Origin of the sequence: Arenibacter algicola (assembly GCF_000733925.1) — a bacterium.
In the GTDB taxonomy this organism is placed as follows: domain Bacteria; phylum Bacteroidota; class Bacteroidia; order Flavobacteriales; family Flavobacteriaceae; genus Arenibacter; species Arenibacter algicola.
In genome coordinates this window covers 2040464-2067257 of record NZ_JPOO01000001.1, presented here as the reverse complement: position 1 = coordinate 2067257, position 26794 = coordinate 2040464, and the positions used below count along the sequence as shown (strand labels likewise).

The following is a 26794-nucleotide window of genomic DNA, read 5'->3' as shown; positions in this document are numbered from 1 at the left end:
TTCAAGCTAACATTAAAAAAAATAGGATTAAAAAAATGAAATTACGACCAAAACTCCCATCTACCTTATTCTCCGCTACACTACTAGCTTTCATATTAATAGGTTGTGCAGGAACAGAAAAGGACAACACCCCATGGGTAAATCTCTTTGATGGCAAGACCTTGAACGGTTGGAACCAAAAAGGTGGAGTAGCAAAATATGAAGTAGTTGATGGTACTATTGTTGGAACCACAGTTCACAACACTCCCAACTCCTTTATGACTACAAACGAAATGTACGGTGATTTCATTTTAGAATTGGACTATAAAGTAGATCCCTCCATGAATTCCGGTATCCAGATCAGAAGCAACAGCCTTCCAACATACATGGACGGCCGAGTACATGGCTACCAGGTTGAAATAGACCCATCAGAAAGAGCTTGGAGTGCCGGTATCTTTGACGAAGCGAGAAGAGGCTGGTTAAATCCGTTGGACAATAACCCTAAAGCACAACAGGCATTTAAACAAAATGATTGGAACCACTACAGGATCGAAGCCATTGGAGACACTATAAAGACTTGGATCAATGACGTACCTGCTGCCTATCTTATAGATGACAAAACTGCTAGTGGCTTTATTGCCCTACAGGTGCATGGGATAGGAAAAGACAAAACAGAAGGAACACAAATTGTTTGGAAAAACGTTAAAATACTTACGGACAACCTGGAAGCCTATTCCAGAAAATCTCCTTTGACCCCCATAAACACCAAGAACAAATTAACCATAGGGGAAGAAAAGGACGGCTGGAAATTATTATGGGACGGGGAAACCACCAAAGGTTGGAGAGGTGCCCGTTTGGATGATTTTCCAGAAATAGGCTGGGAAATTAAGGACGGCCTGCTTACTGTATTGGCTTCTGGCGGAGAAGAATCTGCAGCTGGTGGCGATATAGTAACCACCGACCTATATGGAGATTTTGAATTAAAAGTCGATTTCAAACTTACCGAAGGGGGCAATAGCGGCATAAAATATTACGTAAATACCGATATTAACAAAGGTCCAGGCTCTTCCATAGGTCTGGAATATCAAATCCTGGACGATGCCCGCCACCCAGATGCCAAACTGGGCAATCATGATGGCAGTAGAACGGTAGCTTCCTTATACGATCTTATACAGGCAGACCCGAACAAACCCATCAACCCTATCGGGGAATGGAATACTGCCCATATCAAATCGATCAACAACCACGTTGAACATTGGTTAAATGGGACCAAAGTTTTGGAATATGAAAGAAAAAGCGATGACTATCGCAAATTGGTATCCGAAAGTAAATACGTAAAATGGCCAAATTTTGGTGAGGGAGATGAAGGACACATCCTTCTTCAAGATCACGGAGATCTGGTAAGTTTCAAAAACATCAAAATTAAAAGAATAAACAAAAGCGAATAAATGAAAACTAGAAGAGATTTTATTAAAAAAACGGCAGCGGGCAGTGCTGCTCTTAGCTTGGGAGGCCTAATAATGCCAAGTATGGGGTACAGTAATATTTTAGGGGCCAACGACAAAATTAATGTTGCGGTAATCGGGGTAAGAAGTAGGGCAAAGGCCCACTTCGTTGCCATAAACCAAGACCCCAATGCCAAAGTACTTTACAGTTGCGATGTGGATGACAAGATCCTGGAGGAACACAATGTATGGTGCAAGAAAAATATTGGTTATATCCCAAAAGTAGAAAAAGATTTTAGAAAAATTTTGGAAGATAAAAATGTTGATGCCGTTTTCATAGCTACACCGGAACATTGGCATGCCCCTATGGCCATCATGGCCCTACAAGCAGGGAAACATGTTTATGTAGAAAAGCCATGTAGCCACAATCCGCACGAAAATGAGCTCTTGGTTGCCGCCCAAAAGAAATATGGCCTAAAGGTACAAATGGGAAACCAACAGCGTTCCGCCCAAAGTTCCGCATTGGCCGTTAAAGAGATCCGTGAGGGGATTATTGGGGAAGTCTACAAAGGTGAGGCCTATTATTCCAGCAATAGAGGTTCTATTGGAATTGGGAATAAAATAGCGGTTCCAAACACATTGGACTGGGATCTATGGCAGGGACCGGCCCCTAGGGAAGATTACCGAGACAATATTCATCCCTACAACTGGCACTGGTTCCGTACCTGGGGAACAGGGGAAATTCACAACAATGGTACCCATGAAATTGATATATGCCGTTGGGCATTAGGGGTAGACCTTCCTGAAAGTGTAACCTCATTTGGCGGTAAATATACCTTCAAGGATGATTGGGAGTTTGTGGACAACCAACAGGTAACCTATAAATATGCAGATGATAAATTTATTACCTGGACAGGTCATAGCCGTGGACTTATTAAACCGGATCAACCTGGCAGGGGAATTACCATTTATGGTAGCAAGGGAATGATAACCCTTAGCCGAAACGATTACAATCTTTATAATTTGGATGGCAGCCTGATCAAAAAAGTGGAAGAAGGGGTTGAAAGTGAAACCACCAATACCGTGGGTATGGGCGGACTGGATGTAAACCACATCCATAATTTCTTCAGTGCCATTCGTCAGGACACTTCCCTGAATTCCGATATCAATGATGCCAGTATTTCCACCATGCTCTGTCATTTAGGAAATATTGCACAAAATGTAGGCAGGACCATCCATATCAACCCTACCACAGGTAAGGTTAAAGATGATGATGAAGCCATGTCTTACTGGAAAAGGGAATACCAAGATGGCTGGGAGCCAAAATTATAGTTCCGGATTTCAATTATAAAAAGCGGGGGATTTTCTATCAAAAATCCCCCGCTTTATTATTTATTACAGTTCCCTTTACTGTAAAACAACTTCTGTAAACTTGGAATTAATTATGATCGACTTGCCACTAGTCTTGTTTATATGATATCCCTTGTTCAAAGTATTATAGCCGTTCTTTGTTTTTACCATTTGTAATTCCTTTGGATGGATCAATTCTGAATTGCTACCATTTACGGCTATATTAAAGGCTGTTTTGGGCAATACGCACCTAAATTCTGCATTTTGAAGGTTGATATCCAAATCGGTAAAATCTTTGGAAATCGAATTGATGGCCAAGGGACCAAAATTATTTTTTATGAACGCCTTATGCAACAGATTGTCAATGGTAACATCCGAAAAAGTGGCATTTAAGGTCAGGTTTTCAACTTCTTTGATATTTATCTTCTCCGAATAATCGGCCTTCAGCTGACCGTAGTTCCATTTTTGCACACTTACAGGCGAATAGGAAGCATCTATATAGGTCTTGTCTCCATCTATGGTGGTTGCCAACAAGCTGGAATAGGATAAAGTGGCACTCAAGTTCTTAGTGTTTTCGGCTAGAATAACCTCGCCATGTCTTACGTTCATCTTAATCTTGGTTGATTTTGGCAATTTTATCTTAATGGTCTTCTTCACCTTTAAATTTTTATCCCTGCCCTTCTTTATTGAATAGAAAACATTGGGCGCGGTAGGATGCCGTTCCTCTATAAAGACAAATTCTTTGTCCATCCCACCTACCGTATCTATCTTTATGGTAATGGTTTTATTGTCTTTTGCCATCTCCCGCACATGTTTACTGGAAGTTATGGATTTGGCCAATTGCTCTTGTGCATTTTCATGGACTTTCATTCTTTGACTCTGTATTTCCTGCAACTTCTCCAAGCGGTCTTGATGGGCCTGCTCCCTATTCTTCTCCATTTCAATTCTTTTTTTATCGATCTCCGCCCGTTTTAAGTCCATTCGTTTGCTCCATTCTTCCATTTTAATTTCATAATCCTTTCCAAAACCCTTATCAAATTCTTTCTTCCATTCCTTTAAATATGCTTCCCCATCTTTTTTATAAGCTTCATAATCAAATGGCTGTATATTCATTGGAGGAAGTGGGGGCAATTCCATCACTTCCGGAAGCTCTGGCAGTTCAACCAAAGGAGCTATGTTATACGCTTCCCCTACCCCATTGAATTGTTCCAAAAAATCGATATTGATATCGATATCCTTGGTATTGTAAGTGGTAAACTCCCGGTGTCCCAATGCCGTGCTGATACTTATACTTTTACTGTTTCCTACAATTTTTACAGGTTCCTTTTTAAAGAAGTTGCTAGCCTCCTCCTCTGAAACGTCCTCCAATTCCACAACTGCTACAATATCCACTTGATTCCTGTTCCAAGTTTCAAACTCTATATCGGCATAACTGGTGTTTACTTCCAAAACCACATCCCCGGATACATTAAAGTTCTCATGAAAGGTCTTGGTCCTTTTCTGCCCCCAAATAATACTAGTGCCCATCAAAAATATTATACCCGTAATGATGCCTATCCTATTTAATATTGTTTTCATCTGTACCATTTATTTTCTTAATTTAAAATTTTGTGTTCTCAGACACTCGTAATCAAGTTGTCATTATCTGCCTCCATGCCCCTGGATTGCAATTCCTTTAACTTGTCCCTTAGTTTGTGAAGCAGCTGTAACCTTAGTTGTAAGTTTTTTATCAGGGCGGTTATGGTCTGGTCATTGGGACCGATCTCGTTTAACTCAGTATTTAACTTTTTATATTCCACATTTAATTCCTCCAAGCGCTCCATAAAACTATCGATCAGGGTTTTGTTCCTATCGGAAATTTCCAATTGGGACAACTCCAGATTTATACTCACCAGATAATAATCTTCCACTTTTTTTAAATCCGGGGATAGATCACCTAAGGAAATCCCCTTGTCCTCAGGGACAGGCTTATTCTTATCAACTATGGTTGTTTTAACAGGCTCTGGATTATTCCAATTCATGAAAACATAGGTTCCTAAGCCAATAAGAATTATTAGGGAGGCAGCAATTTTGAACCAGGGGAAAGATGGTCCCTTGGCAACCGGAAGTTCCATTTCCATTCTTTTCATAAAACGCTGTTCATGCCCATCTTTCATTGACTGATCTATTTCCGTATCGGAATTCTTGAACATTTCTCTAAGATCTTGCGACATACCTACTCGATTTTAATAATTCCTTTAATTGTCCTTTACCCTTTAATAACCTTGTCCTGCAAGCGGTATAACTAATATCCAGTATTTCGGATATTTCGTTGTGATCGTAGCCCTCCACCAAAAACAACTGTACCACATATCTATATTTTTCGGGCAATCCTGCTATGGCTTGCATAACCTCCTTTACCGTAACCGTGTCCTCTACGGACCAATCTTCATCTTCGGCAACATGCATATACACTTCATTTAATTCCACAGTTTCAAGTTGCTTGGATTTTAAAAAATCGATACTCTTGTTTACCACTATTTTTTTTAACCAAGCTCCAAAAGTCACTTCTCCCTTATATTGGCCTATTCTCAAGAATGCCTTGATAAACGATTCCTGTACTACATCTTCCGCATCATCTTCATTTTTCAAGAATCGCATGGCAACACAGAACATGCCCTGACAATACAGATTGTACAGTTGTAATTGCGCTTTGCGATCGTTACGTTTACATTGTTCTACAATATCAATCTGAAACATTTTGGCCAGTTTCTGTTGTTGACGGGAGGGTATGGTAACATTTAAATCATTCCCGATAAATCCCAATTACCTAAAGGACGATAGAATGATGGTAATGTTGCAAAAAATAGTATTTTTATCTTAAATCATAAATAGAACTATCTTGAATCAAGTTACAATAAAAAACAATTTCATTACCCTGACCGTATTGGACTATGGAGCCATCATCCAAAAATTGATAGTAAAAAATAAGAACGGGGTGGACACCAACGTGGTGGTAGGTTATGAAGAACCTGAGAAATATTTATCGGACAACAAGTCACTTGGGGCCTGCATAGGACGATATGCCGGTAGAATTTCCAATAGCGGTTTTCATATCAACAACCTACACTATCCCATTTTTTCGAAGGACGGGGTTCATCTTCACGGCGGACAAAAGGGCTTTGGGAAGAGGTATTGGACCATAGAGCAGGTACAGGATGGGGAGAATCCCTTTGTAAAACTAAGCTACATAAGTAAGGATATGGAGGAGGGCTATCCAGGAAACCTAAAATCTACGGTGACCTATAAATTGGTAGGGCCATCCTTATTTATTATTCATGAGGCTACCACAGATAAGGCTACACCGGTAAACCTGACCAACCACTCCTATTTTAATCTGGATGGTGCGGAAACCATAGACCATTGGGACCTAAGGTTATCTTGCCCGGAATATTTGGAAACGGATGCCAAACTCCTGCCCACAGGAAAACTAGTTTCCGTTAAAAATTCCAAATACGATTTCCTGGAGATGAAAAAAATTGGCCAAGTGCGTTTGGATACACCATTTGTAATGGATTCCAGTTTAAAGGAAAAAACTATGCTGGCATCGCAAAAATCGGGGCTTTCCATGGAGGTGATTACCAATCAACCTGGAGTTGTGGTCTATACTCCTCTTGCCTTTGCCGCCATCTGTTTTGAAACCCAAAATTTCCCGGACGCTCCTAACCAGCCCCACTTTCCAAATAGCATTTTACAACCTGGAGAAACCTATTACAATGAAAGCGAGTTCAGGTTTAGTTTCGTAAATTAGAAGAATTAACACAAATTAAATCCGAGGGTATGAAATTTCTTAAATGGCTTTTAATAGTTGTAGTGGTGCTTGTTTTGGCCTTCTTTTTGTTTGGAAAATCCTATTTGACGGAACAGACGAAAAAGAATAGCCCAGAACAGACCGCCACTTATGTTAATAATGGAATGGACCTAGGTGTAAATTACAGTAGTCCCTTTAAAAAAGATCGTGTAATTTTTGGAGAATTGGTGCCCTATGATGTGGTTTGGAGAACCGGCGCCAATGAACCTACCACTTTTACCAGCGGCAGCGACATTAACATTGGAGGCAAAAATCTGCCCGCCGGTAGCTATTCCTTATGGACCATACCCGGTAAAGAGACCTGGACCATTATTTTCAATAGCGAAATCCCTGATTGGGGAGTTACTATTTTAAGTGGGGGTAAAAAAACAACCAGGAATATCGAAGCAGATGTCTTACAAATCAGTGTCCCGGTACAACAATTATCGCAACCCATAGAAAGTCTTTCCATAATCTTTGAAGAAAACGAACAGCTATACCTTAGTCTTGCCTGGGACAAAACCAAAGTAAGCCTCCCCATTAAAAAGTAAATTTGGCCACCAATAAAAACACGGACGGAAATGCTAATTCTAAAACCAAAGCTTTTAGAAAAAAGAATTTGTCCACAGAGGAACTGATACAAGGTATCTTAAACGGCGACATAGCTACCTTGGCCAGGGCAATTACTTTGGTGGAAAGCACCAACACTGAACATTTTCAAAAATCCAACGACATTATAAACCAATGCCTGCCGCATAGCGGCAAGAGCATACGAATCGGAATAACCGGAGTTCCCGGGGTAGGCAAAAGTACCTTTATCGAAACTTTTGGCTCCTTCCTTACAGCCTTGGGAAAAAAAGTGGCCGTTCTGGCCGTAGATCCATCCAGTACCATTAGCAAGGGAAGTATTTTAGGGGACAAGACCCGTATGCAAGAATTGGTGAAGGATAAGAATGCCTATATCCGTCCCTCCCCTACTGGTCATTCCCTAGGAGGGGTTGCAAGAAAAACTCGTGAAACCATAATTCTATGCGAAGCTGCCGGCTTCGATACTATTTTAGTGGAAACAGTCGGGGTGGGTCAAAGCGAAACTGCAGTGCATGGAATGGTAGATTTCTTTTTACTATTGAAATTGGCCGGGGCCGGAGATGAACTTCAGGGCATTAAAAGGGGCATTATGGAAATGGCGGATGCTATTGTCATTAATAAAGCGGATGGCAATAATATTGAACGTGCCAACTTGGCCAAGGTTGAATTTACTAAAGCACTACACCTCTTTCCTGCAAAAGAAAATGGTTGGACCCCGAAAATCCTGAGCTGTTCTGCCATTCAAAAAACGGGAATATCGGAAATATGGGAAGTTATTAAAGCCTATACAGACGATAAACCTGGCCTAGAGGGAATCATCGCAAAACGGAGAACACAAAACAAATTCTGGCTACTGCAGACCATTGAAGACCAGCTAAAGCAACAGTTTTATGAAAATAAAAACATAAAAAACCAGCTTGATAAAATGATAAAATTGGTTGTTGATGGTAAAATCTCCCCGTTCAACGCCGCTGAAAAGCTATTGAGCCTGGCCAAGGGAACTTAAATTTTGATTATATCCCTTAAAGGGTCTTTACAAAATAAATAGGCCTCCATCGCAATAAATATAAGGAACCTATTCTAATTACACCTCTACAATAAGTTGTACGGCCCAATACCACACAGGTTGACAAAGTTGATTATCTTTGGCCCTAAATTTTAGATACAAAAGCACTTATCCTTACATATAATGAATTACGAATTCACCATAATTATACCTGTCTACAATGAAGAAGATAATTTGGAACGTGTTGAAAAGGAACTTAAGGACTATTTGAACATTTGCACAAAAAAGGCCAAAGTGCTGTTCGTAAATGACGGTTCAAAAGATAAGAGCCAGCAATTGATAGAATCTATATGTCAGAGAAACGAAGCTTTTAGTTTCGTGAAATTTGCACAAAATAAAGGCTTAAGTGCGGCCATCAAAGCCGGATTTGACTATACGGATACCCCCTTGGTAGGTTATATAGACTCCGACCTACAGACCTCCCCCGAAGATTTTAACCTTCTCTTGGAACATATAGATCAATACGATCTGGTAACCGGAGTTAGGGCAGACAGAAAGGATTCCTTTGTTAAGAATACTTCTTCCGCAATAGCCAATGGAATACGCCGTGCTTTTACACATGACGGAATGGACGATACAGGCTGTCCGTTGAAGGTAATAAAAACGGATTTTGCCAAAAGAATACCTATGTTCAAAGGTCTACATAGATTTTTACCCGCCATGATCCTACTGCAAAATGGAAGTATTGTTCAAATACCAGTTCGTCATTTTCCACGTATGGCCGGAACTGCAAAGTTTGGTCTTTGGAACAGGTTATTGGGACCACTAATGGATTGTTTTGCTTATTTGTGGATGAAGAAAAAATATATAAACTATCAAGTAGATAAAATAGGGTAAATGGCAGATTGGATGGTTTATGCAATTGGCTTTATTGCCCAAATTCTATTTTCTAGTAGAATGGTGGTGCAATGGGTGATATCGGAAAAGAACAAAAAAGTACTTACCCCCAGACTTTTCTGGCAATTGAGTTTATTGGCTTCATTTCTATTATTCGTTTACGGATGGCTCCGTGACGATTTCGCCATTATGTTGGGACAGGCCATTACCTATTTTATCTATATCCGCAACATCCAGTTACAAGGTGAGTGGACCAAATTGCCCCGGGCCTTTAGGGCCTTTCTATGGGTTTTTCCTGTGATCATAATTGTTTATGGATACAATAACAACGCCTACGACCTAAGGCAATTTTTTAACAACGAAAACATTCCTATCTGGTTGCTTTTATTGGGCAGTATCGCACAGGTAATTTTTACCTTTCGCTTTGTATACCAATGGATATATTCCGAGAAAAAGAAAACCTCCAGTCTTCCCTTCGGATTTTGGTTACTAAGTTTAATCGGGGCCTCCTTAATTCTTACCTACGCCATTTTCAGGAAAGACCCTGTCCTATTTGCCGGCCATTCCCTGGGCATGATTGTATATTTAAGAAATCTGTTTATCCTTAAAAATGAAGAACATGACGTGGTTGAAAAATAATCCTATTGCGCTGATCTTGCTAGCGGGAATCTCCATTTTTCTATTTCATCTGAATGTTATTCCAGTTACCATCATGGAGGCCAGGAATTTCATAACGGCACGGGAAATGATTACGGATGGCAATTGGTTGTTGACCACAATGAACGATCTTCCAAGATATGAGAAACCCCCCTTACCAAGTTGGATTACAGCCCTCTTTGGATTTATTTTTGGTTTGGAAAATGTAGCTACTCTTAGACTACCTACTATGTTGATGTGCATATTCTTGGGGTATATGGGGTATCTTTTTTCCTTAAAAATAATTGACAGTAAATTACAAGCACTTATAAATGCACTAATTTTATTAAGTTCATTCTATATCATTGTAATTACTGTTGAAGCACCTTGGGATATATACACCCACGGATTTATGTTGACCGGCATCTATTTTTTATATAGCTTTTTCAATCTGGCAGGCGACAAATGGAAGAACAGTCTACTTGCCGGACTCTTTATAGGTCTATCCTTTATGAGCAAAGGACCTGTTTCACTATATGCTCTCCTTCTGCCTTTTCTCTTGGCCTATGGCTTTGTATATAAATATAAGGGCTTTGGAGTTGACAGGAAATTTATCCCCTTGGCTGTTATGATCCTCATGGCAATGATTATTGGCTTATGGTGGTTCCTTTATGTGCGCCTTGCCGATCCCAATGCATTTTTGGCAATAACCAAAAAAGAAACGGCCAATTGGTCCAGCTACAATGTACGCCCCTTTTATTATTACTGGAGCTTTTTTGTACAAAGCGGAGTATGGACCATTCCAGCCCTAATGAGTCTAATGTATCCCTATCTAAAAAATAAGGTAAGTGATAAAAAGGCATACGGACTTACATTTCTATGGACTATTTTTTCGGTAATTCTACTTTCTATCATCCCAGAAAAAAAAGCGAGATACCTTGTGCCCGTTTTAATTCCCCTGGCCCTCAACACCGGTTTTTATTTGGAATATGTCATTAACCATTTTAGAAGTACCCTGACCCCAAAAGAAAAAATACCGGTATATTTTCATTTTTCCTTAATAGGACTTATTGGTATAGCTTATCCCTTTATTGCTTATTTTATACTTAAGGATGGTTTAAACGGGCTATGGGGCTACTATGCGTTGTCATCCCTTGCACTCTTTGCTATTGGTGTATTGCTTTTTGTACAACTAAAAAAGCAACAGCTTTTTGGCTGCTTTTTACTAACTATAGCCTTGGTTGCCGCTATAAAATTATTGGCGATGCCACTCTCAGGAGCTATGGAAAAAAATGCTCAGTACAAAAGTATATCCCAATTAAGGCAAGACATGCAGGAAGAAGGATTAAAAACTTATTGTTTTGGTGAAATTGCCCCGGAAATGATTTGGGATTATGGCTCCGCAATTCCTGTACTTAAAGGGGAAGAAGAAATAATAATTCCCGACGGGGAAAAATTTGCTGTATTGGTAATTCCCTCTGATGAAAATGAATTTAAACGTATCTTTGACCCCGAATATAGCTATACGATAAATACCGTGTACGATTTAAACTATAATGCCGACCCAGGAACCAAAGGTCATAAGAACCGTTTGATAAGTAATTTGTATATAGTTCAAAAACGATGATGAATATCTTTTCCAAAATTGAAAAAATAGCATACAGTATTTTATTGGCAATTGTTCTGTTTGGTCTTATTTTAGGCCTCTGGGACGACATTTATTTTGATGTTAACTATGCCCAGGAAGACGGACCGGTTGAATGGGGTACGGCCATTATGCTATTTGGCATTTTTGCGCTTTCCCTATACCACTTATTAACTTTGTGGAACACCAAAAAAATATTATGGAAAGTGGGGACCTTTCTTTTTGTGGTCTTATTCCTTTTTGCCGCAGGTGAAGAAATCTCGTGGGGACAGCGAATCTTCGGAGTGGAATCCAGCGAGTTTTTTATAGAAAACAACGCCCAGGGCGAAACCAACTTACACAATTTGGTGGTAGGTGAAAAGAAAATAAACAAAATTATCTTTAGCCAATTGTTGTTCCTAGTAATGTTTCTTTACCTATTAATTACCCCTATCCTCTTTAGAAAATTTAGTTGGTTTAAGGATTTGGCCAACAAATTTGCGGTGCCCATTGTAAAATGGCATCATACCATCGCCTTTATAGTGGTTACCGTTTTAGTTGCCCTTAATCCGGCCAGCCGAAAATGGGAAGTGTACGAACTGGCTTTTGGAGCAATATTTTTCTTGATTTTCCTAGGCCCCCTGAACAAAGAAATCTTTGAACCGGAACAGCCCAAATAAGATGGGGCTTAAGCGTTGAACTAAACAGAAATGGGGGCAGGGTTCAAGGATTGTATTTGGAAACGGCCTTTAAAAAAAGCTGTAGAAATAATCCTCCCAAAAAAGTACCGATAATTGTTCCTGTCAGCACGTCCAACGGAAAATGGACCCCTATATATATCCGGCTATAGGCGACCACTGATGCCCACACTATTAGAAACAGTCCAATATATTTATACTTTGTTCGTAATAAAAAAGTAAAGAAAATGGCTACGGCAAAGGAATTGGCGGCATGGGCGGAGAAATAGCCGAATTTTCCACCACAGGAACTTTTCACCAATCGCATCAATCCGTTTATCTCATTATCATGGCAGGGCCTCAACCGCTGTACACCATACTTGAAAAAATTGGCCAATTGGTCCGTTACCAAAATGAGTACTGCAATAGCCACAAGGGTCATTAAAAGTCGCTTTAGGCCAAAAGCCCTAAAGGCAAAAAAAGCTAAAAGGGCATAAAGGGGAATGGAACTCCATTTATTGGTCATAAAAAGCCATAAACCGTCCCATTTGGCACTGCCCAAGTTATTCAGGAACAAGAACAATTCCTTGTCGTAATGTACCAGCTGGTCCAACATATGCTAATCTTCGTAACGGGAAATTTCCCGGTCATAGAAAGCCGTAGCTTGTTCAATTAAATTTTCGGCTTCGGCCTCCAGCTCCTTTTCATCCTCCTGAGTAAAATCCTCCAACCACTCTACCTCATCGTTCTCCAGATTGATTATAAATCTAGGGTATTCGGTGTGTACCACGAAAATGGCCGTTGGGTAATCCGTATTGTCGCCTAATAAAAATTTTGGGAATTCCATAAATCAACTTTTTATTTAAATATCAATATCCCCAAAACTTTTCCGTGGTCGGGGATAACGACTTGCTTTCAAATCAATCAATCTCCAGTAAAGCCTTTTGGGCAATTAATTTTTTGGTCAAATAATTAAATCGAATATACAACATTATAGCAGATGCCGTTAGACCGGACAACAAGCCGATCCATATCCCGGTACTCTCCAATGGCGTATAAAGGCCCAGATAAAAACTAATAGGAAAGCCTATTATCCAATAGGCGATAAAGGTAATCATAGTGGGAATCCTAACATCCTGAAGCCCCCTTAGCGCTCCCAATACCACAACCTGTAAACCATCTGAAATTTGGAATACGGCCGCAACCAATATTAGTTCTGCCGCAATCTTGATTACTTCCATGTTATCTACCAAATTGGTAGCATCCCCAAGATCCAGATAAATTGTTGGTAGAAAGTTGTTCAAAACAACAAAAGACACAGCAAAAACCACTTCCAATATGAAGGTGAGCAGAAAAATAGATTGTGCAATACGCCTTAATTCCTTAAAATCCATCAATCCTTTTTGGTTTCCTACACGGATCATGGCCGCAACACCCAGCCCCATTCCTACCATAAAGGTCATACTACTAAGGTTTAGCGCAATCTGGTTGGCCGCTTGCGAATTCTTGCCCAAAACACCACTTAACCAAACTGCAGCAGTAAAAATAGCCACTTCAAAAAACATCTGTAGGGCCGAGGGAAAACCGAGGTCTATGATTTTTTTCATGACCTTTTTCTCTATAATTGCAAAATTGAATCCTGTAACATAATCGTGGAATTTCTTTTTATTCTTGAGTAACACCCATAGAAAAATGACCATTATGATTCGAGAAATCAATGTACCCCAGGCTGCCCCCACAATTCCCATTTTGGGAAAACCCCAAGAACCAAAAATTAGAAGATAGTTCAAAAGTATATTTACAAAATTGGCAATTACTGTTGCATACATGGGATACTTGGTCTGGGACAATCCTTCAGAAAACTGCTTAAAAGCCTGAAATATAATTAGTGGAACCAGAGAAAATGCTACTAAGTCCAAATATGGCATTGCCAATTCCACCACTTCTGGAGGTTGCTTCATAAGATACATGAGCGGCTTGGCCAATAGAATTATCCCAAATAGGGAAATTCCCATTAGCGTACATAATAACAGACCGTGTTTAAGAGCACTTTTTCCATCCCCAACATTGCCTGCCCCATCTGCCTCTGCCACCAAAGGAGTAATGGCCGTAGAAAATCCTATCCCTAAGGACATGGCTATAAAAACAAAACTGTTGCCCAAGGAGACCGCAGCCAATTCTGCAGTACCCAATTGCCCCACCATAATATTGTCCGCAAACTGCACGAAAGAATGTCCTAGCATTCCTAGAATTACGGGAAATGAAAGGGATAGATTGTAACGAAACTCCTTTGTATATTTATGTAACAACACTCTTTAATTTGAAGGGGCAAATATAAGGGTTAGCTTTGGTTTTAGATTAAGGATTTTTCTAATTTAAACCATCGTTGTCAAAACCGACCAGTTTGGGAGGAAAGTAAATTGGGGGTATATTCATAAATATATAAAAGTACATTAATCACCTTTTCTACTTTGTTATATTTTTAATTTTCCAACCTTACATTTTTGACAATGGGTGCATGAAAAGTATTTTAAGATGCAAAAAAAATATCCTATATTTAAAAAATATCAGTCAATATAGGGCAAATAGGGTATATCGTTAGGTTTTTAATACGACTTGCGAAAGAGTTTTACTACTCCTTAAGGCCATTTCCTGTATAGACCTACAAGAGGTTATACAAAAACCCCAAAATGGAAGAACTCGAAAAGTCTACAAAAAAAAGATACCTTCTTTTTATTGCCACTATTGTTCTAATAATAATTGCTGCGGTCTTATTCTTCCAGAATAGGATCAACAATCTAATTTCGGATGTAAACATCATCAACATTTCTGGAAAACAACGTATGCTAAGTCAACGTATATCTAAACAGGTGTTTTCTTTTGGCTTGGACCAGAGCGATACAGCCAATAGAGTTTATCTCGATAGTCTTAGCGCTTTAATCACGGAATGGCAGAACAATCAGGACTTCCTTATTTTGGCCAACAAACAGGTCAAGAATTCTGAAAAAATAGATTCCCTATTCGCTGCAGCGCAACCCAAGACCACAGAATTATTGAACGCTGCCCTTCAAATCCTAAACAATCCATGGGACCCTGAGGTACTGAAAATCAATACCAACACCATAAAGGAAGTGGAATCTTCTGTTTTGACCAGTACGGACAATATAGTATCGGAATATCAAAACATAGCGGGAAAAAACCTGAACAATCTTTACAGCATAACTTACTACATCGCAATAATCGTTGCTCTGGTAATCATTGGTCAATTTACCTTCTTTTTATTGCCCCTAATAAAGAAACTTAGAAAAAAATCCCAATCGCTCCATCTTGCCAATGAGGAATTAGCAAATTCCAATAGGGCAATACAGGAAAAAATGGAGCAAGTAAAGACCTTACAAGCGGATTTGCAGCTTAAGGAGGAGTACAATAAAATATTTATAGACCAAGCACCCAACGCCATGGCCATGTTTAACGATGAGATGAGGTTCCTAGCGGCATCGGACAGATGGCGAAGCGACTACAACCTGGTTGATCAAGATATTATAGGAAAATCCCTTTATGAGGTATTTCCAGAAATAGATGAACATTGGAAAAAAATTCATAATAAGTGCCTCTCCGGCTCCGTTCACCATGAGGATGAAACAGTATTTAGATGGCCCGACGGTAGGGTGCAATGGCTTAGCTTTGACATTAGGCCTTGGTATATTTCCCCAAATAAAATAGGAGGACTTCTAATTTATACATTAGACATCACAGCCCTTAAAGAGAAGGAAAATGAAAAACTCCGAATTGAGGAAATCTTGGACAAAACCAACCAAGTAGCCCGTATTGGAACTTGGGAAGTTGATCTTATTAACAACAAAATTATCTGGAGCACTGTAACCTGTGAAATACATGAAGTGCCACATGATTATGAACCAAACCTTGAAACTGCAATTAACTTTTTCAAGGAAGGACCAAGCAGGGAGAAGATTCAAAATGTGGTAAACAACGCTATTGAAAATGGAATCCCTTATGATGTGGAAGTAGAATTGATAACTGCCAAAGGAAAAAGCCGTTGGGCACGGGCCATTGGACAGGCGGAAATGGTCAACGGTCAATGTGTAAGACTTTACGGTGTTTTCCATGACATCAACAATATAAAAGTTTCGCAGAATGCCCTAAACAAGGCCAATGAAGAATTAAGGGCCATTTTTGATGCAGGTCCAATTTCTATAATTGGAACAGATATGAATGGCATAATAACCCATTTTAACCAAGGAGCTGAGACCTTGTTGCAGTATTCCGCCACTGAAATGATCGGTAAAAAAACACCGGAAATTATTCATCTCCGTGAAGAGGTAGAACAGCATGGAAAGGTACTATCAGATCTTTTTGGAATAACGATCAGCGGTTTCGATGTTTTTGTTGAACATGCAAGGAGGGATAGTTTTGAATCCATGGAGTGGACCTACATACGGAAAGATGGTTCACAATTTCCCGTACAATTGATTACCACCGCAATTAAAGACGAAAATGGAAAAATTAATGGGTTCTTAGGGGTTGCTACGGACATAACCGAAACGGTGTACAATCGTAAAAAAATAATTGAAACGAAAGAAAATCTAGAAGCCTTAACCCAAAAACTAAAAAACCAAAACCGACAATTGGCAGATTTTGCCCATATAACTTCCCACAATTTAAGATCGCCAGTAGGTAACCTTCAAACTTTATCCAGATTCTACAAAGAAGCCAAAAGTGAGCAGGAACGCAGTGAATTATTTGAAAAATTCGAAATCGTAATAGACCACCTTTCTTCTACCTTGAATACTATGGTTGAAGTAATCCAGACTACGGATGACAGTACCAAGGCAACCCAGGAATTATCATTCGAAGAAACACTTAACAAAACCCAAGAAATCATCTCTAGTCAGATATCCCAATCCGGGGCCATAATTAAAAGTGATTTCTCAAATGCAGCTACCGTAATATATAATGATATATATCTTGACAGCATTTTTCTTAATTTAATTTCCAATGCCATCAAATACAAATCCGAGGATAGGGTTCCAGAAATTTACGTGGAATCCAAAATTGAAGATGGTAAAACAATATTGAGCATAAGTGATAATGGATTGGGTATAAATATGGAAAGGCACGGTCATAAATTATTTGGGCTCAACAAGGTATTCCACAGTCATCCCGAAGCTAAGGGGGTTGGACTTTATATGACCAAAATACAGATCGAAGCCATGGGAGGTTCTATTTCGGCTTCTAGTAAAGTGGGGGTAGGAACCACATTTACTGTAATATTCTAATAGCACCAACAATTCAAATTTAGTAGGGGCGAAACTGGGTTACTAATACCGGATCCATTTATCGAGTGGCAGAGTAAGCCGTCCATGAAATTTAAATGGTTTTGGCTTCCTCCCAAAAAACATCCATTTCAGATAGGGTCATATCCTTTAAGGCTTTGCCCTGTTCCTTGGCCTTGTTTTCCAAATATTGAAATCGCTTAATAAACTTCTTATTGGTACGCTCAAGGGCGTTTTCGGGATTAATATTTAAAAATCGGGCATAATTTACCATAGAAAATAGAACATCCCCAAACTCGGACTCCATGGCGTCCGCATTTCCTTGTTTAACCTCATCTTGGAATTCTTCCAGTTCTTCCTGTACTTTTTCCCATACCTGCTCGGGTTTTTCCCAGTCGAACCCTACTCCTGCCACCTTATCCTGTATACGGTTGGCCTTTACAAGGGCCGGTAAACCATTGGGAACACCTTCCAAAACACTTATTTTACCCTCCTTTAATTTTATTTTTTCCCAATTCTGCTTTACCTCCTCTTCATTTTCTACCACTACATCCCCATAAATATGCGGGTGTCTATTAATGAGCTTTTCACAGATATCATTGGCAACGTCCGCTATATCAAAATGCTTTGTTTCACTTCCAATTTTAGCGTAAAAAACTATATGCAACAGAACATCGCCCAATTCCTTTTTAATTTCCTCCAAATCATTGTCCAGAATTGCGTCTCCCAATTCATAGGTTTCCTCAATGGTCAAATGCCGTAGTGTTTGCATGGTCTGCTTTTTGTCCCACGGACATTGTGCCCTTAATTCATCCATTATAGTAAGAAGGCGATCAAAGGCTTGTAATTGGGATTCCCTAGAATTCATAAAATTTACTTTTCAACAAAAATACAAAGACCGTATGGTTTCAACTGTCGTATGTTTAGAGTTTTTTAGTTAACTTTATTTCCTTGCATATCTCACCACACTATTATGACCAATAAAATAATTGTTTTTCCTATGGCCTTGATTGGCTTGGTTATCCTTGCATGGGGAGTCCAACAGGATTTGGGAGTATTCCAAGGCCATGGTGATATTGGTGAAGTAAAATACAAAGGCTCTATAAAATTCGATCCTTTGGACAGCACTTATACTATTTCGGCAAGTGGAACAAATATGTGGTTCAACAATGACCAACTGCATTATGTTTGGAGAAAGATGTCCGGAGATGTTGCCATTGAAGCGGATATTGAGTTGTTGGGCAAAGGTGTGGACCCACACCGAAAAGCCTGTCTAATTATCCGCCAAAGTCTGGAACCCGGATCAGCTTATGCGGATGTAGCCGTTCATGGCGATGGTATGGCTGCCATACAATACAGGGAAGTAGATGGGGATATAACCCGGGAGCTTCAGTCCAATATTAAATTTCCCAAAAGAGCACGGATCGACAAGGTAGGCGACTATCTCTTTATGTCCTTATCCACAGGGAATGGGGAATTAAAATCCTCTGGAGGGGCCATAAAAGTGCCATTTAAAGCTCCTTTTTATATTGGCCTTGGCGTTTGCTCCCATAACAATGAAGTCGTGGAAACCGCAAAATTCTCTAATGTACACATAGAAAAACTGCGAACCATCCCTGATTCCATTAAAGCATTGGAAAGTACTCTGGAAATTATTCCAATTGCCTCCCTGGACAGAAAAGTAATCCTCCAATCGCAAAAACGTTTGGATGCGCCAAACTGGACTACCGATGGAAAAAAATTGATCTATAACAGTATGGGACTACTTTACCAAATACCAGTTGAAGGAGGCGAACCCAGTTTAATTCCGACAGACTTTGCGAAAAAAATAAACAATGACCACGGCATTTCACCTGACGGTAAGATGTTGGTCATAAGTGACCAGACCGAAACAGGAAAGTCTTTGATCTATACGTTACCCATTGAAGGTGGAGTACCAAAAAAAATAACGCCCAATGGTCCCTCCTATTGGCATGGATGGTCTCCAGATGGCAAAACTTTGGCCTATTGTGCAGCGCGAAATGGCAATTATGACGTTTACTCCATTCCCGTTACCGGAGGGGAGGAAACCAGATTGACTTCCGCAGCCGGCCTGGATGACGGACCCGATTACTCGCCTGACGGGAAATACATTTATTTTAATTCTGACCGTAGCGGGACAATGCAGATCTGGCGCATGAAGCCAGATGGAAGCGAACAGGAACAAATTACAACGGATAATTACAACGATTGGTTTGCCCACCCCTCTCCAGATGGCAAATGGTTGGCCTATATATCTTTTGGTCCCGAGGTTCCCGCAAATTTGCACCCCACCAACAAAGACGTCATGCTCCGATTACTGAATCTTGAAACCAACGAAACAAAGATAATTGCCAAATTATTTGGTGGACAAGGGTCTATGAATGTACCTTCTTGGTCACCCGATAGTAGCCGTTTGGCATTCGTTAGCTATCGCCTAAAATAATATTAATACAGTTGAAACAGAAATAATCAAAAAACCGAAAAATGTGCTTAAAAATTAAAATGACCCTGAAAAAAATAGTCGCTTCGTCCCTACTCCTTATGTTTGTTGGTCTTCTACCAGCTCAGCACGTACTGGAAAAGGCCAATACATTTTTAAATAGTTTGTCCGACGAGATAAAAGCCAAAACACTATTTACTTTAGATGATTCAGAACGCTTTAATATGAATTACGTACCCATTCCAAGGGAAGGGGCCACATTCCATGATTTTAATGAGACTCAAAAAAAGGCAGCACTCGACCTATTAAGGGCTTCCTTGAGTGAGGAAGGCTTTCGCAAGTCCCAGGAAATTATGGAACTGGAAAAAGTATTGAGAATTATTGAAAATGATGATAACGATAAAATGCCTGACGGTAGGCCTAGGCGCGACCCCTTAAATTATCACTTTTGTATTTTTGGCAATCCATCCAAGGACCAACCTTGGGGATGGCGATTTGAAGGACACCACCTCTCCTTAAATTTTACTTCTACCGAAGGTATCATAAGCTCCTCTACCCCTACTTTTTTTGGGACCAACCCTGGCATTGTAAGAAGTACCAAATACAAGGGCAAGGAAGTATTGAAAAAAGAAGCCCAATTAAGTTTTTCCCTTCTTCACTCCATGACCCCGGAACAATTAAAAACAGTAGTATTTACAGATGTTGCCCCACATGATATCATCACCACAACAAAAAGAAAGGTAGAGCAACTAGAGTCTTTGGGAATACCATATACGGACCTTTCCCAAAACCAAAAGAAGATTTTCATGGAACTTCTGGACCTGTACATCAATAATTACGAACATGGATTTGCCGCCGGATTTCGAGACAAAATAAATAAGGCGGGAATAGACAACTTAAAATTTGCCTGGGCCGGAAGTCAACATCCCGGTAAAGGGCATTACTTCCGTATTCAAGGCCCTAGCTTACTCATAGAATATGATAACACCCAAAACGATGCCAACCATGTACACACCGTTGTAAGGGATCTGACCAATGATTACGGGGAAGACGTTCTAAAGGCCCACTATGAAAAAGAACACCAACATTGATTGATAAAATATAGGCCTTAACCCATACCTATAATTATTCCCAATTAGTTCTAAGAATAAAATTTATTAGATGAAAAAAGTTTTAAATGTATTTTTAACAATACCGATTTTGTTCTCCTTGTCCTGCAAATCACTGCAGACTCCTTTGATTGCCGAGGATGCTAAAGTCCGTTTGGTTGCCACTGATTATTTTTTTACCGAAGGACCGGCAGTAGCCCCCAACGGGGATGTATATTTTACGGACCAACCCAACGACCGCATTATAAAGTGGTCTGACAAGGAGAAAGCCGTATCGGTATATATGGAGCCTTCTGGAAGATCTAACGGACTCTACTTTGACCACCAAGGAAATCTATTGGCTTGTGCAGATGATAAAAATCAACTTTGGAAAATAGATTCCCAAAAAAACATTACTGTCCTGATCGATGATTTTGAAGGCAAAAAATTAAACGGTCCCAACGATCTTTGGGTCGACCCCAAGGGCGGTATCTATTTTACCGACCCTTTCTACAAACGACCATACTGGACAAGAACTGAACAGGAGATAGAACAACAGCGCGTTTACTATCTTACTCCAGATCATCAGGATATAATCATTGTAGGTGAAGATTTTGTGAAGCCCAATGGCATCATAGGTAATAAGAAGGGTACGCTTTTATACATTGCGGATATTGGAGATAAAAAGACCTATTCCTATACCATAAACCCAGATGCCAGCCTAAGCAACAAGACCCTTTTTGCCAATATGGGCTCCGATGGCATGACCATGGACAACCGGGGGAACGTATATCTGACAGGGAACGGGGTGACCGTTTTTAATTCCAAAGGGGAACAAATATCGCATATTCCTATTGATCAGAAGTGGACGGCCAACGTAACCTTTGGAGGCAAAGACCAAAAAACCCTATTTATTACCGCCATGACCTCCTTGTACACTCTAAAAATGAATGTAAAGGGGATTAGATAGAACATTATTATATTTAAGTATTTGCAGCAAGTTTACAACTTATACTCTTAAATCCCTGTTTGCAAATGCTTTCATTTAAGCAGCCTCCTATTATTATTGACATTTGGAAAAACAATTAAGATAAACTATTATGAAAAAAGGAATGATTAAAGTAAGCGTTTTGTATCCTAACGGAGAAGGCAAAAATTTTGATATGGATTATTATTGCAACCAACATGTACAACTGGTTGGGGAATTATTAGGGGATTCTGTAAAGGCCGCAACTGTAGAGAAAGGACTTGGAGGAGCCATTCCTGGATCACCTGCAACTTATGCAGCTATGGGCAATTTATATTTTGCATCTATGGATTCTTTTCAGAATTCCTTCGGCCCGAATGCAGAAAAAATTATGGGCGATCTTCCCAATTTTACAAACATTGAACCTGTTGTTCAGATTAGTGAAGTAATGATATGAAAAGTTAGGATCGTAAACCGCTCTAGTTTACCAAATCGAACATACGGCTATATTTAATAATAATGCTATTGTTTAAGGGATCGCCCTCCCGTACATTGTAATTATAGACCACAAATAGCCCTGTATTGGCACGCTGTAACCAGCCCAATCGTAAATTTACCGCCCAAAGCTCGTTGGCCGAATTGTTCTGCACCAAACTCTGTACATATAAATTGGGTCTAAAGGAATATGTCATTTGACTACGGAAAATATTCGCGGTAAAATCGCCGACCGGCAATTGATAATTGTTATAGAGATATATAAAATCAGAATTGAACTTATCTCCCAATCGCACACTCAAGGTGGCACTTTGTTGGTATCTTTTACCCCCAAAAGAACCACCGATCACTGAACGAATATTTACAGAAACGGGATTACTTTTATTGGTAAAGAAAACCAATTGGGATTCCGAGTGCCTATAGGTACCGGGCAATACGGTGACCCCATCTGAAATTTCAAAAGGATCCAAAACCCCCTCTGTGGTAAGGTTTAGACCAGTATGGATTTCCATCCCACTTTTAAACTCCCAATGGTTATCAATATGCGTATAGCTAGTTTCTTGGAAGCCTTCAAAATTCCAAAAACTATTGTAGGAAATATGAGGCCTTAATTCCAAGATAACAGAGTTTTCATTTTTTGGCCTGTAGTGATATAAAATCCGAGCTTCCGGCTTTCTAAAGGCAGATCGCTGTAAAAATCCGACTTCTGGATTAAAACCTTCCCCAACTTCCGTATACCCACCTCCTATTTCCCAACTGTTCCAAATATAGTCGGTTTTAAGCCGGAAAGAATGTTCATTTATGGTATCCATTGGCCCATTGGTACGGGCATAAAAACCGGTCATTCTGGCCTTACGGCCCAAACCCAATTTTCCATCGAGGGCTATGGTACTGTTAAAGTCATCATCGACACCTATCCCTGAACGATTGATAAACGCCGCCCCCAAGGCGGAACGCCCTTTGAATTCATGGTTAACGCGAGCTACCGTAAAATTATTCTTCTGAATTCCCGCGTCCTCAACCTCATCGGTAAACATGGTTAAAAGTCCAACATTGGTTCGGTCCAATTTCCCGGATAATCTGGCCCCTCCAATTATGGGCACTATGTTTCCATCATCCCCTATCCCGATACGTCTACTAAAAAACAGATCTACTTCCCCAGGACTCCCCACACTGAACAAGCCTGCATTCTCCAAAAAAAACGGTCGCTTCTCTGGAAAAAACAAATTAAAACGATCCAGATTTACCTGTTGCTCATCTACCTCCACCTGGGCAAAATCGGTGTTATAGGTAAGGTCCAAGGTAAGACTAGGGGTAATACTAAACTTAATATCCCCACCCACCTCAGGGGTAAATCTTGCCTTCGGATCATTGGCTTCAAAATCTTTGGCCAATTGTCCCAGCACATAGGGAATAACCTTTAAATTTCTAGGAGTTTTAAGATTTAGGCCCGTAAGGGTGCCGGCCAAGGAAAGTCTATTTAAGTTAAACCCTATGGGCATGGGCGACCAATAAACAATTTCATTGGTCTTCCTTATATTTCTGCGAAAATTAATGCCCCAATCCTTGCCTGGCTGAAATCTTATGGTACGCAATGGAATGGCAAATTCCGCACTCCATCCTTCGTCGTGCACTGAAGTCCTAACCTTCCAAGACCCATCCCAATTTAAATTAAAACCACCTATGGTCCCGCCTTGTTGCCTATTTGTATTTTGGTTGCCCTGACCTTCGTTATCTACCTGGGCATCATATTCCACTCCTAGGGAATTGGTTCCAAAAATAAAGCCGTTCTGATTATCCTTGTAAGTATCCACTATAAAAAGAAAGGCATCGGTATTATCCAACAAAGCATCCCTTCTGGCATCGGAAACTACTAGCCCATCAGGATCCGAATCATAACAGACTACTGCCAAATAAAAAGTGTGTTCAGTGTAGGCAATTCTTATCTCCGTGCGTTCGCTGGCCATTTGTCCGTAATTGGGTTGACTTTGTAATAAGCCCCCAAAGGGTTTTATCTTTTGCCAAACTTCATCTTTTAAAATATTCCCATCGATCAAAGGATCGGTTTCAATGGGAACTGCAACAGCGGTTGGTCGTATTTGGGTGTCATTATCTAAAACTGGCGTTTGGGAAAATCCAATTGTAGAAAAGTTTAAAAAGGCGAAAAGAACTAATAAAAATTTTTGGTTGGGCATGGTGTTTTTGGTTTGTTGGTATTGGTTTGGCTAATACTCTAATATAATAACAATTAAGGATTTAATGGAACAATTTTTTAATCTTATCTTTAAAAGATTAATCCAACAAAATCATGAAAAACACAAACGCAATTATAACGCTATTGTTTCTTCTATTAATCCTAGCTGTTCCTGCCAATGGGCAAACTGGTTCAAATGCCCTATCAAGTGTAAACATATCGGGAATTGATAAGGAAAGGTTGAACCGATATGACGATTTTCTTAAAAAAGAAATAATCGAAGGAAGAATTCCAGGTGCCGTTTCCTATATTATGAGACGGGGGGAAATTGTTCACGAAACTGCCTATGGATATAGTAGTTTGGCCAATAAGACCCCTATTCGACAAGATCAGTTGTTCCATATCATGTCCATGACAAAGCCCATAGTAACTGCAGCGTTTATGATGTTATATGAGGAAGGATATTTCTCCCTAACAGATCCGGTCTCCAAATATTTACCCCAGTTCAAGAATCTACAGGTAGCGAAGAATGTGGATCAAGGGGCAACCGGAGAAACGGAACAAGTCAACAAGGAAATAACCATTAACCATCTTTTAACGCACACCGCCGGATTTTCACATGGTCTGGGAGGAACCAAATTGGACAACGAGATTGCTAAAGCACTTTACTCCGAACCACATAAGGATATAGAAAGTAGGGTAAACGCTATGCTAGAAATGCCCCTTATAGGACACCCAGGGGAACAATGGTACTACAGTGCATCCCCAGATGTCTTGGCTTTGCTTATTGAACATTTCTCCGGAATGACCACTGCCGAATTTTTAAAAGATAGGATATTTGACCCCTTGGACATGAAAGACACTGGGTATAATATATCCAAAGAAAATAAGGGGAGATGGATGCCAGTTCATAATTTGGACAAACAAGGGAATCTGATAAATTCCAAAACCCAATTGCCCACAGAGGGCAATACCATTTACGGAGGAACGCATGGCCTTTTTTCCAGTGCCTCCGACTATATGAAATTTTGCCAAATGCTTCTAAACAAAGGGCAATTCAAAGGTAAACATTTACTAAGTCCCAAAACCGTGGATATCATGACCATGAACCAAGTAGGCAATTTATATGAGGCCGCAGGGCAAGGTTTTGGATTAGGATTTGGTGTTACCACCGATCTAGCCGACAGCAAAGCATTGGGCTCGGTAGGTCAATACTATTGGAGCGGAGCCTATTGCACCTATTTCTTTATAGACCCAAAAGAAGAACTCATAGTAATCCTAATGAGTCAGCTACAACCTTACAACAATTATTATGGGGAGAAAATGAGACAAATGGTTTACCAATCGCTCATTACAAAATACTAATCAACATATCAATGAAAAGAGTTATACTTTTTCTTATTGCCATGCAATTGCCCCAAATGATGATTTCGCAGGAAATTGTTTTACTTCCTAACGAAAACAATACTGAGTTAGTTTGGCTAGGCGATGAAAAAACAACTTATTCCGAACAGTGGCAAACCGAATTGATTTCCAATGTTTCTACACCAACCCTTCAAATATTTAGACCAACGCCCTCCCTAAATAATGGAACCTCAGTTGTTATTGCACCTGGTGGTGGACTTCGGGTATTAAGTATCAATAGCGAAGGTGTAGATGTAGCAAAATGGTTAAACTCCAAAGGAATTACGGCCTTTGTACTTAAATACAGACTATTGCCAGAAAATGAAAGTGTCCTCCCCAATGAAAATGGAGATAATCAAAATACTTCTTCGGCAATGACAAAAAAAATGGCCATGGTCCTTGACCTGGCAACATCAGATGGTTTAAATGCAATGGACTATGTAAGGAGCAATGCAAAGTCATTGGGAATCGACCCCAACAAAATAGGATTTATGGGCTTTTCTGCTGGTGGTTCCGTAAATATGGGCGTTACTTTTAATTATGTTAAATCCAACAGGCCAGATTTTATAGTTCCTGTTTATCCGTGGATGACAGTTTTAAGCCCCTATAGTGTTCCCCATGACGCTCCGCCAATGTTGATTATCTGCGCCTCGGACGATCAATATGACCTAGCACATGAGAGTATAGATCTGTACTCGGCCTGGTCAAAGTCGGGAATGAACGCCGCACTGCACATGTATTCCAAGGGTGGTCATGGTTTTGGAATGAAAACCCAGAACTTGCCCTCGGACAATTGGATATCACGTTTTTACGAATGGTCGGTAGCGGAGGGAATTGTAGTTCCACGCCATCAACCTTAA

At 40.0% G+C, this 26794-nt stretch carries 24 protein-coding genes; 16 read left to right on the top strand and 8 right to left on the bottom strand.

Going from position 1 to position 26794, the window contains the following annotated elements; genetic code table 11:
- Nucleotides 1-35: 35 nt before the first annotated feature.
- The gene (locus U735_RS0108825; protein ID WP_031443476.1) at nt 36-1427 is read left to right on the top strand and encodes a 3-keto-disaccharide hydrolase; all 1392 of its coding nucleotides are present in this window, start codon (nt 36-38) and stop codon (nt 1425-1427) included.
- Entirely contained in the window at nt 1428-2756 is a 1329-nt protein-coding gene (locus U735_RS0108820) for a Gfo/Idh/MocA family oxidoreductase (protein WP_031443475.1), read from the top strand.
- 75 nt (nt 2757-2831) lie between these two features.
- On the opposite strand, the gene U735_RS0108815 is transcribed toward U735_RS0108820, so the two are convergent.
- Genes U735_RS0108815 through U735_RS0108805 form a run of 3 tightly spaced genes read right to left on the bottom strand, consistent with a single transcriptional unit; the run spans nt 2832 to nt 5513 of the window.
- Nucleotides 2832-4352 (bottom strand): BAR domain-containing protein, encoded by a 1521-nt coding sequence (locus U735_RS0108815; protein WP_069858961.1) that lies wholly within the window; start codon nt 4350-4352, stop codon nt 2832-2834.
- A 38-nt stretch (nt 4353-4390) separates the two neighbouring features.
- On the bottom strand, nt 4391-4987 hold the full coding sequence (locus U735_RS0108810; RefSeq protein WP_031443473.1) for a hypothetical protein: 597 nt from the start codon (nt 4985-4987) through the stop codon (nt 4391-4393).
- Complete coding sequence (locus U735_RS0108805) at nt 4971-5513, bottom strand: RNA polymerase sigma factor (protein WP_031443472.1); 543 nt, start codon at nt 5511-5513, stop codon at nt 4971-4973. Before U735_RS0108805 ends, U735_RS0108810 begins: the two co-directional genes overlap by 17 nt.
- 142 nt (nt 5514-5655) lie before the next feature.
- On the opposite strand from U735_RS0108805, the gene U735_RS0108800 reads away from it, so the two are divergent.
- The 7 genes from U735_RS0108800 to U735_RS0108770 all read left to right on the top strand — a co-directional run bounded on the left by U735_RS0108800 (nt 5656) and on the right by U735_RS0108770 (nt 12034).
- A complete protein-coding gene (locus tag U735_RS0108800) occupies nt 5656-6564 on the top strand; it encodes an aldose epimerase family protein (RefSeq protein WP_031443471.1) in 909 nt (302 codons plus the stop codon).
- Between the two features lie 29 nt (nt 6565-6593).
- Entirely contained in the window at nt 6594-7154 is a 561-nt protein-coding gene (locus U735_RS0108795; protein ID WP_031443470.1) for a DUF2911 domain-containing protein, read from the top strand.
- A 2-nt stretch (nt 7155-7156) separates the two neighbouring features.
- A complete protein-coding gene (gene meaB / locus U735_RS0108790; protein WP_034248122.1) occupies nt 7157-8197 on the top strand; it encodes a methylmalonyl Co-A mutase-associated GTPase MeaB in 1041 nt (346 codons plus the stop codon).
- 183 nt (nt 8198-8380) lie between these two features.
- Nucleotides 8381-9094 (top strand): glycosyltransferase, encoded by a 714-nt coding sequence (locus U735_RS0108785; RefSeq protein WP_031443468.1) that lies wholly within the window; start codon nt 8381-8383, stop codon nt 9092-9094.
- Nucleotides 9095-9733 (top strand): lipid-A-disaccharide synthase N-terminal domain-containing protein, encoded by a 639-nt coding sequence (locus U735_RS0108780; RefSeq protein WP_031443467.1) that lies wholly within the window; start codon nt 9095-9097, stop codon nt 9731-9733.
- Nucleotides 9714-11357, top strand: a complete 1644-nt coding sequence (locus U735_RS0108775; protein WP_031443466.1) for an ArnT family glycosyltransferase — start codon at nt 9714-9716, stop codon at nt 11355-11357. Before U735_RS0108780 ends, U735_RS0108775 begins: the two co-directional genes overlap by 20 nt.
- On the top strand, nt 11354-12034 hold the full coding sequence (locus U735_RS0108770) for a hypothetical protein (protein ID WP_232233205.1): 681 nt from the start codon (nt 11354-11356) through the stop codon (nt 12032-12034). Before U735_RS0108775 ends, U735_RS0108770 begins: the two co-directional genes overlap by 4 nt.
- A gap of 43 nt (nt 12035-12077) precedes the next feature.
- Here the strand turns inward: U735_RS0108770 and U735_RS0108765 are convergent, their stop codons facing one another.
- The 3 genes from U735_RS0108765 to U735_RS0108755 all read right to left on the bottom strand — a co-directional run bounded on the left by U735_RS0108765 (nt 12078) and on the right by U735_RS0108755 (nt 14340).
- Nucleotides 12078-12647 carry a phosphatase PAP2 family protein gene (locus U735_RS0108765; protein ID WP_031443464.1) on the bottom strand — a complete coding sequence of 190 codons (570 nt, stop codon included), beginning with the start codon at nt 12645-12647 and terminating at the stop codon, nt 12078-12080.
- Between the two features lie 3 nt (nt 12648-12650).
- Nucleotides 12651-12878, bottom strand: coding sequence for a hypothetical protein (locus U735_RS0108760; protein WP_031443463.1), 228 nt, complete (start codon nt 12876-12878; stop codon nt 12651-12653).
- Between the two features lie 73 nt (nt 12879-12951).
- Nucleotides 12952-14340 (bottom strand): MATE family efflux transporter, encoded by a 1389-nt coding sequence (locus U735_RS0108755; protein ID WP_031443462.1) that lies wholly within the window; start codon nt 14338-14340, stop codon nt 12952-12954.
- A gap of 381 nt (nt 14341-14721) precedes the next feature.
- Here U735_RS0108755 and U735_RS0108750 point away from each other — a divergent pair, with 381 nt between their 5' ends.
- Nucleotides 14722-17328 carry a PAS domain S-box protein gene (locus tag U735_RS0108750; protein ID WP_031443461.1) on the top strand — a complete coding sequence of 869 codons (2607 nt, stop codon included), beginning with the start codon at nt 14722-14724 and terminating at the stop codon, nt 17326-17328.
- A gap of 91 nt (nt 17329-17419) precedes the next feature.
- Here the strand turns inward: U735_RS0108750 and mazG are convergent, their stop codons facing one another.
- Nucleotides 17420-18193, bottom strand: a complete 774-nt coding sequence (gene mazG / locus U735_RS0108745) for a nucleoside triphosphate pyrophosphohydrolase (protein WP_031443460.1) — start codon at nt 18191-18193, stop codon at nt 17420-17422.
- 105 nt (nt 18194-18298) lie between these two features.
- Here mazG and U735_RS0108740 point away from each other — a divergent pair, with 105 nt between their 5' ends.
- The 4 genes from U735_RS0108740 (at nt 18299) to U735_RS0108725 (ending at nt 22298) form a co-directional block, all read left to right on the top strand.
- Entirely contained in the window at nt 18299-19789 is a 1491-nt protein-coding gene (locus U735_RS0108740) for a TolB family protein (RefSeq protein WP_031443459.1), read from the top strand.
- 59 nt (nt 19790-19848) lie between these two features.
- Complete coding sequence (locus U735_RS0108735; protein WP_034248118.1) at nt 19849-20877, top strand: DUF3500 domain-containing protein; 1029 nt, start codon at nt 19849-19851, stop codon at nt 20875-20877.
- Nucleotides 20878-20947: 70 nt separating this feature from the next.
- A complete protein-coding gene (locus U735_RS0108730) occupies nt 20948-21844 on the top strand; it encodes an SMP-30/gluconolactonase/LRE family protein (RefSeq protein ID WP_031443457.1) in 897 nt (298 codons plus the stop codon).
- 130 nt (nt 21845-21974) lie between these two features.
- On the top strand, nt 21975-22298 hold the full coding sequence (locus U735_RS0108725) for an EthD family reductase (protein ID WP_227020864.1): 324 nt from the start codon (nt 21975-21977) through the stop codon (nt 22296-22298).
- A gap of 22 nt (nt 22299-22320) precedes the next feature.
- Here the strand turns inward: U735_RS0108725 and U735_RS0108720 are convergent, their stop codons facing one another.
- Nucleotides 22321-24531: a DUF5916 domain-containing protein gene (locus U735_RS0108720; protein WP_232233204.1), complete on the bottom strand. Its 2211-nt coding sequence runs from the start codon at nt 24529-24531 to the stop codon at nt 22321-22323.
- Nucleotides 24532-24644: 113 nt separating this feature from the next.
- On the opposite strand from U735_RS0108720, the gene U735_RS0108715 reads away from it, so the two are divergent.
- Nucleotides 24645-25895, top strand: coding sequence for a serine hydrolase domain-containing protein (locus U735_RS0108715; RefSeq protein WP_031443454.1), 1251 nt, complete (start codon nt 24645-24647; stop codon nt 25893-25895).
- Between the two features lie 11 nt (nt 25896-25906).
- Nucleotides 25907-26794 (top strand): alpha/beta hydrolase, encoded by an 888-nt coding sequence (locus tag U735_RS0108710; protein WP_031443453.1) that lies wholly within the window; start codon nt 25907-25909, stop codon nt 26792-26794.

Excerpts from the sequence above, each read along its gene's own strand:
- U735_RS0108815 (WP_069858961.1), bottom strand. The coding sequence starts at position 4,352 with ATGAAAACAATATTAAATAGGATAGGCATCATTACGGGTATAATATTT.
- U735_RS0108710 (WP_031443453.1), top strand. The coding sequence starts at position 25,907 with ATGAAAAGAGTTATACTTTTTCTTATTGCCATGCAATTGCCCCAAATG.
- U735_RS0108770 (WP_232233205.1), top strand. The coding sequence starts at position 11,354 with ATGATGAATATCTTTTCCAAAATTGAAAAAATAGCATACAGTATTTTA.
- U735_RS0108740 (WP_031443459.1), top strand. The coding sequence starts at position 18,299 with ATGACCAATAAAATAATTGTTTTTCCTATGGCCTTGATTGGCTTGGTT.
- U735_RS0108785 (WP_031443468.1), top strand. The coding sequence starts at position 8,381 with ATGAATTACGAATTCACCATAATTATACCTGTCTACAATGAAGAAGAT.
- U735_RS0108735 (WP_034248118.1), top strand. The coding sequence starts at position 19,849 with ATGACCCTGAAAAAAATAGTCGCTTCGTCCCTACTCCTTATGTTTGTT.
- U735_RS0108775 (WP_031443466.1), top strand. The coding sequence starts at position 9,714 with ATGACGTGGTTGAAAAATAATCCTATTGCGCTGATCTTGCTAGCGGGA.
- U735_RS0108725 (WP_227020864.1), top strand. The coding sequence starts at position 21,975 with ATGAAAAAAGGAATGATTAAAGTAAGCGTTTTGTATCCTAACGGAGAA.
- U735_RS0108760 (WP_031443463.1), bottom strand. The coding sequence starts at position 12,878 with ATGGAATTCCCAAAATTTTTATTAGGCGACAATACGGATTACCCAACG.
- U735_RS0108780 (WP_031443467.1), top strand. The coding sequence starts at position 9,095 with ATGGCAGATTGGATGGTTTATGCAATTGGCTTTATTGCCCAAATTCTA.
- U735_RS0108730 (WP_031443457.1), top strand. The coding sequence starts at position 20,948 with ATGAAAAAAGTTTTAAATGTATTTTTAACAATACCGATTTTGTTCTCC.
- mazG (WP_031443460.1), bottom strand. The coding sequence starts at position 18,193 with ATGAATTCTAGGGAATCCCAATTACAAGCCTTTGATCGCCTTCTTACT.
- U735_RS0108825 (WP_031443476.1), top strand. The coding sequence starts at position 36 with ATGAAATTACGACCAAAACTCCCATCTACCTTATTCTCCGCTACACTA.
- U735_RS0108750 (WP_031443461.1), top strand. The coding sequence starts at position 14,722 with ATGGAAGAACTCGAAAAGTCTACAAAAAAAAGATACCTTCTTTTTATT.
- U735_RS0108820 (WP_031443475.1), top strand. The coding sequence starts at position 1,428 with ATGAAAACTAGAAGAGATTTTATTAAAAAAACGGCAGCGGGCAGTGCT.
- U735_RS0108715 (WP_031443454.1), top strand. The coding sequence starts at position 24,645 with ATGAAAAACACAAACGCAATTATAACGCTATTGTTTCTTCTATTAATC.
- U735_RS0108765 (WP_031443464.1), bottom strand. The coding sequence starts at position 12,647 with ATGTTGGACCAGCTGGTACATTACGACAAGGAATTGTTCTTGTTCCTG.
- U735_RS0108805 (WP_031443472.1), bottom strand. The coding sequence starts at position 5,513 with ATGTTTCAGATTGATATTGTAGAACAATGTAAACGTAACGATCGCAAA.
- U735_RS0108795 (WP_031443470.1), top strand. The coding sequence starts at position 6,594 with ATGAAATTTCTTAAATGGCTTTTAATAGTTGTAGTGGTGCTTGTTTTG.
- U735_RS0108810 (WP_031443473.1), bottom strand. The coding sequence starts at position 4,987 with ATGTCGCAAGATCTTAGAGAAATGTTCAAGAATTCCGATACGGAAATA.
- U735_RS0108720 (WP_232233204.1), bottom strand. The coding sequence starts at position 24,531 with ATGCCCAACCAAAAATTTTTATTAGTTCTTTTCGCCTTTTTAAACTTT.